This window comes from Blautia sp. CGZ-1-C1, from assembly GCF_056504575.1.
Window position 1 is genome coordinate 1 of sequence record NZ_JBWLUT010000028.1, and the last position, 6,600, is coordinate 6,600.

Sequence of the window (6,600 nt, forward strand, 5' to 3'; positions counted from 1 at the left end):
CTGACGAAGATGAACAGCCTCTTCTGCCGTTGCAGCCGCAAATCCCCAGATATAATCATGATTCTCTATCAGATGTGCGATTGGTACCGCACCATGGCCATAAGCATCCGCCTTAACCACTGCGATCATCTTCGTATCCTCTGCAATATTCTTTCTCATTTCCCTGAAATTCTGTTCTACGGCATCCAGAGAAATCACTGCTTTCACTCTGTTATTTTTCTCCATAATAATTCATCCTCTGCCATAACTGCTCATAAACGATTCACACGTTGTTACGACCAGTTATTCTTTATTTTAATATTTCCGGCAAAAACCGGATAATGTCTCCTGCTGTCATACCCCGCTGGCCTACTGTTTCAGCCGCCAGATCACCGGCAAGCCCATGAACATATACACCAAGGGCTGCCATCATCGCCATGGATGGCTTCCTTTCTGCTTTCAGATACATACAAAGCACACCTGCGATCACGCCGCTTAGTACATCACCACTGCCAGCTGTTGCCATTCCTGCGTTTCCGGAAATATTCAGATACCTCTCTTCTGACGCACCTGACACTACAGTACATGCATCTTTCAAAACACAGACTGCTTTTGTTTCCTTTGCATAATCAAATGCTGTCTGAACCAGACAATCCTGAATATCACCAATACTTTTTCCACACAGGCGGCTCATCTCGCCAATATGCGGCGTGACGATCACATTCTCTCCGATAAACCTCTTCCAGTCCTCATGAAGTGCCAGAAGATTCAATCCATCTGCATCCAGAACAACTGATTTTCCACACATAGCAGCTCTTGACAGAAACCACTGAGCACGCTCTCTGCTCTGTGCACTTGCTCCCAGCCCCGGTCCGATCACCAGCACATCACACCATTCCAGCATTCTCTCATTTTTACTCTCATCAAAATCACAGGTTATCATTGCCTCCGGCAGAAGTGTCTGTAATGGAACACGATTTGCCTCCACGGTCTGGATCTTCACCATGCCCGCCGAACACTTTAGTGCAGCTGCAGCACTTAAATATGCTGCACCGCACATTCCTTCAGAACCTGCAACCAAAAGTACCTTACCGAAAGTTCCCTTATTCCCATAGGGAAGTCTGTCCGGAAGCATTTTCAAGTCTTCTCCTTCCAGGTAATTCATTCGGATTTTCTTATCAGGCATTGAATAAATCCCAATATCCGCCACAATGATCTCCCCACCATACATACGCCCCGGATAGAAACACAGGCCTCTCTTTCGAAAAGCAAATGTAACCGTAAGATTGGCCCGGAAAGCGATTCCTTTCTCGAATCCTGTGTCTGCATCAATCCCGGAAGGAATATCCACCGCAACTTTAAACGCAGATGCCTGATTTAATTCGCTGATAAGTTCTCCGTATTTTCCCTCTATCGGTCTGCTGAGTCCAACTCCAAAAATGGCATCTACTATAGTAGTATATTCATTCAGAATCAGGTTATGCACCCGTGGAGTATGATAATACTCTGCTGTGCGAAGCTGACTGGAAGTTTCTTTTGTCATTTTCTCTTCGTTTCCAACAATATAATACCACGTTTTAAATCCGTGTAAATGGAGTAATCTGGCAATTGCCAGTCCGTCTCCTCCGTTATTCCCGGTTCCGCAGACCACCAGGATTTTCTCTTTATCCTTCGTATTCACCCGCTTTATGATTTCTGTAACAGTCTGTAATGCAGCACGCTCCATTAATACCAGCGAAGGAATTCCGGCTTTCTCAATCGTATTTGCATCCAGCGCCTTCATTTCTGCCGCAGTCACAACTCCTCTCATCTGTTCACCTCCCCGTATGTTCCCGTATTTCATCAAATATTTAATTTGTTCCACCACGTAATTTTATACAGAATAAATTTCTCAGCCATTCTGGCCAGACGGATATTTTAAATCCACTTTCATTTTATAGTTGTGAATAAGCCAAATCATCCTGCTAAATTCAGAAAAGCTGTGATCAGATGACCACAGCCTTGTGTTCCACATCATGTTCTACTCGCCTTCGTGCTCTTTCCTGTATTCACTCAGGTTATAGGACAGAGTCATAAGGCTCTCTGAAAGATGTACATTCTCAACCATTACATCCTCCGGAGCATCCAGATCAATGTGTGCAAAGTTCCAGATTGCCTTAATTCCATTATCAATTAAAATCTTCGCCATCTCTTTGGCTTTATTCTTCGGAAGAGTCAAAATAGCAATCTCTACCTCATTCTCCTTCAGAAACAATGGAAGATCACTTAACATCTGTATCTCGATTCCGCGCACCGCAATTCCCTCAAGTACAGGATTTACATCAAAAATACCAACCAGTTTAAAACCACGTTTTTCGAAGTCCACATAATTGGCCAGAGCCTGTCCCAGATTACCGGCACCAAGAATAATCATCGGATGTACTGTATCCAGTCCAAGGATCTTGCCGATCTCTGTGTATAAATAACGTACATTATAGCCATAACCCTGCTGACCAAAACCGCCGAAATTATTTAAGTCCTGACGAATCTGGGAAGCTGTCACATGCATCTTTTTGCTGAGATCATTGGAAGATATACGCTCAACATTCTCCTCCATCAGCTCACCGAGGTAGCGATAATAACGTGGCAGACGTTTAATCACCGCTTTTGAAATTTCTTTAGCTTCCACAAATTTTCCCTCCTTAACTTGTCTATGTCAATTATACCCAGATGTTATTTTATTGTCAAACTAATTCTGTACTTTTTCACCAACTAATTCTGCATTTTTTATCAATTTACGTCAGAAACTATCTTATAAAACGGTATTTTCTATTTTTTATCTATAACTTTCTATCATTTCCGGCAGTCTGGAACAAATTGGGATTGCACTACTAAGCAACGAATATCTTTGTAGAAATAGATAAATTCATTTAAAATACTTTCAAAAACAACTTTTTTCGATTATAATAGTACGCGGACAAATTATAAATGGAGGAATTCTTATGATTTTATCATGTCAGAATATCTGTAAATCTTTTGGCGAAAAAGTCATCCTTCAAGACGCCAGTTTCCATATAGAAGACCGTGAAAAAGCAGCTCTGATTGGCAATAATGGTGCCGGTAAAACTACCCTGCTGCGTATCATCATGCACGAGCTCTCACCTGATTCGGGAAACGTAGTCCTTGCCAAAGATAAAAATATCGGATATCTCGCCCAGTACCAGGATATCCATGGACACCACACGATTTATGAGGAGCTGATTTCTACCAAGCAGCACATCATTGATATGGAGAATCGCCTGCGTTCTCTGGAACAGGAGATGAAAACAACCACAGGTGATGCTCTGGACAGTCTGATGAATACTTATACGAGACTGAGCCACCAGTTTGAATTGGAAAACGGATACGCATACAAAAGCGAGATCATGGGCGTATTAAAAGGTCTTGGCTTTACCGAAGATGATTTCGAACGCCAGATTGAAACTCTCTCCGGAGGTCAGAAAACACGTGTTGCTCTCGGTAAACTGCTTCTCTCCAGCCCGGATATCCTTCTGCTGGATGAGCCTACCAACCACCTTGATATGGAGAGTATTTCCTGGCTGGAAACTTATCTGCTCAACTATCCGGGAGCTGTATTTATTGTATCCCATGACCGTTATTTTCTTGACAAGGTAGTCACTAAGGTAGTGGAAATTGAAGCCGGCACTATGCGTATGTACAGTGGAAATTACTCCGCCTATGCACTCAAAAAAGCACAGCTTCGTGACGCGCAGTATAAAGCTTATCTTAACCAGCAGCGTGATATCAAACATCAGGAGGCTGTTATTGCCAAACTGAAATCCTTTAACCGTGAGAAGTCAATTAAGCGCGCGGAGAGCCGTGAAAAAATGCTGGATAAGATTCAGCGTATCGATAAGCCACAGGAAATCCAGAACCAGATGCGAATCTCACTGGAACCAAGATTTATCAGCGGAAACGACGTTCTCACTGTAGAGAACCTTTCCAAATCTTTCCCAGGGCAGACACTGTTCAGCGATATCTCTTTTGAGATCAAACGTGGAGAACGTGTAGCTCTGATTGGTAATAACGGAACCGGTAAGACTACCATGTTAAAGATCATCAATGGACTGATTGATGCAGACGGCGGCAGATTCAGTCTTGGTTCTAAAGTTCAGATTGGCTATTACGATCAGGAACATCACGTACTGCATATGGAGAAAACTATCTTTGAAGAAATTTCTGATGCTTATCCTACTCTTACAGAAACAGAGATTCGAAATATGCTCGCTGCTTTCCTGTTCACAGGAGACGATGTATTTAAGCTCATCTCTGCCCTCTCCGGTGGAGAAAGAGGCCGTGTATCTCTCGCCAAGCTGATGCTTTCAGAGGCAAACTTTCTGATTCTCGATGAGCCTACCAACCATCTTGATATCGCATCCAAGGAAATCCTGGAAGAGGCATTAAACAGCTATACCGGAACCGTGTTCTATGTCTCCCACGATCGATATTTCATCAATCAGACAGCTACCAGAATTCTGGATCTGACTAACCAGGCAGTCGTAAATTATATCGGAGACTATGATTATTATCTGGAAAAGAAAGAAGAACTGACTGAAAAATATGCACCCGCTGCCGCCCAGGCAATCGCAGAAGCCAAACAGGCATCTGACAATAAACTCTCCTGGCAACAACAGAAAGAAGAACAGGCACGCCAAAAGAAAACGCGAAAATGAATTGAAAAAAGTTGAAGCCCGCATTGAAGAACTTGAAACAAGAGACAAAAAAATCGACGAAAACATGGTTCTCCCGGATATCTGCACCAACGTAGCAGAATGTGCAAAACTCAGCAAAGAGAAGGCCGCAATTACCGAAGAACTTGAGGGATTATATGAAAAATGGGAAGAACTTGCATAATGCAGGTTCCTCCCATTTTTATTATATATCTTATAAAATACGATCTATCAGTTTTGAGACATAATCATTTACAAATTATAAAATCTCATCCAGCTTTTCTCTGATTGCAAGAATAAATTCCTTACTATTCAGCGCGGTTACATTCTCAAGAGAAGTAATCAATGCAAGGTCTTTTGTCATCTTACCGCTCTCGATCGTCTCCAAAGTAGCTTTCTCAAGCTTGTCTGCGAATTCCATCAGATCTTTATTGCCGTCTAATTCGCCTCTTTTTCTCAGTGCACCAGTCCATGCAAAAATTGTTGCCACAGAGTTTGTGGAGGTCTCTTCGCCCTTCAGATGACGATAATAGTGTCTCTGTACAGTTCCGTGAGCAGCCTCATATTCATAATAACCCTGAGGGGATACCAGAACAGATGTCATCATAGCCAGCGAACCAAACGCAGAAGAAACCATATCACTCATAACATCACCATCATAGTTCTTGCACGCCCAGATAAATCCACCTTCCGCTTTCATAACGCGGGCTACAATATCATCGATCAGACTGTAGAAGTATTCAATGCCTGCTGCCTCGAATTTATCCTTGAATTCATTCTCATAGATCGTTGCAAAAATTTCTTTGAAACGTCCGTCATAAATCTTGGAAATCGTATCCTTGCCGCCAAGCCACAGATTCTGTTTCGTATCAAGCGCATAATTAAAGCAACATCTTGCAAAACTTGTGATAGAATTATCCAGATTGTGCATACCCTGAAGAACCCCCGGACCTTCATAGTGATGAATCAATTCTTTTCTCTGTTGTCCGTCAGCACCTTCAAATACCAGATAAGCATCTCCTGGTCCATCAATGTACATCTCTGTATTCTTATACACATCACCGTATGCATGACGTGCGATCGTGATCGGTTTCTTCCAGTTCTTAACACATGGCTCGATACCCTTTACAACAATCGGAGCACGAAATACGGTTCCATCAAGAATCGCACGAATCGTTCCATTCGGGCTTTTGTACATTTTCTTTAAAGGTGTACTCTTCCATTCTCGCCTTATTCGGAGTAATCGTTGCACACTTAACTGCAACGCCGTATTTCTTGGTAGCTTCTGCTGCGTCAACAGTTACCTGGTCATCAGTTTCATTTCTGTATTCCAGGCCAAGATCATAATACTCAGTATTCAAATCAATATATGGGAGAATAAGTTCATCTTTAATAATCTTCCAGAGAATTCTGGTCATCTCATCTCCATCCATTTCCACAAGTGGTGTCTGCATCTGAATTTTTTTCATGTTAGTCCTCCTCTTTGGCTTTGATAATTTTACTGTTCACTGTGTGTCCAGCACCTTTGATAATCAATTAACTATCATAATAGCCGAAATCCGACCATTCGTCAATGCTTTTGTATGGTAAAGTGGTATTTCTGCAATTGTACAATTAATTCATACTGATCGCATAAGATGTCCCAAATCCAATTCTCCCCAACCCTGCTGATTTTTAGGCAGTCCCAGATCTCTGGCACATTCTTTTAATTTCATCTTAATCTGAACATTTGTCAGCTCCGGATTTTTTTCTAACATCAGTGCTGCCGCGCCGGAAACCAGAGGTGTGGACATGGATGTGCCACTCTTAACTCCATATCCGTTATCCGGTCCCGAAGCACAGGAAAGTATATGATTTCCCGGAGCAACCAGATCAGGCTTGCAGATACATTCAAAAGTCGGTCCTCTTCCTG

General features: G+C 42.4%; 4 protein-coding genes and 2 pseudogenes. 1 reads left to right on the top strand and 5 read right to left on the bottom strand.

Translation table 11 applies throughout. The features are described 5' to 3' along the window. The 3 genes from AC058W_RS01585 to AC058W_RS01595 form a co-directional block, all read right to left on the bottom strand. A partial coding sequence (locus AC058W_RS01585) for an alanine racemase (RefSeq protein ID WP_479389623.1) occupies positions 1–225 on the bottom strand: 225 nt, incomplete at its 3' end. 64 nt (positions 226–289) lie between these two features. Continuing rightward, positions 290–1,789 (bottom strand): NAD(P)H-hydrate dehydratase, encoded by a 1,500-nt coding sequence (locus AC058W_RS01590; RefSeq protein WP_117676427.1) that lies wholly within the window; start codon positions 1,787–1,789, stop codon positions 290–292. Positions 1,790–1,999: 210 nt separating this feature from the next. After that, positions 2,000–2,647 carry a redox-sensing transcriptional repressor Rex gene (locus AC058W_RS01595; protein WP_117676426.1) on the bottom strand — a complete coding sequence of 216 codons (648 nt, stop codon included), beginning with the start codon at positions 2,645–2,647 and terminating at the stop codon, positions 2,000–2,002. Between the two features lie 313 nt (positions 2,648–2,960). Here AC058W_RS01595 and abc-f point away from each other — a divergent pair. Beyond that, positions 2,961–4,872: pseudogene (gene abc-f, locus AC058W_RS01600) on the top strand (ribosomal protection-like ABC-F family protein). A 75-nt stretch (positions 4,873–4,947) separates the two neighbouring features. Here abc-f and AC058W_RS01605 read toward each other — a convergent pair. Further along, a pseudogene (locus AC058W_RS01605) lies at positions 4,948–6,157 on the bottom strand (NADP-dependent isocitrate dehydrogenase). A gap of 150 nt (positions 6,158–6,307) precedes the next feature. After that, positions 6,308–6,600: S8 family serine peptidase (locus tag AC058W_RS01610; RefSeq protein WP_479389624.1), on the bottom strand; the 293-nt coding region annotated here is incomplete at its 5' end.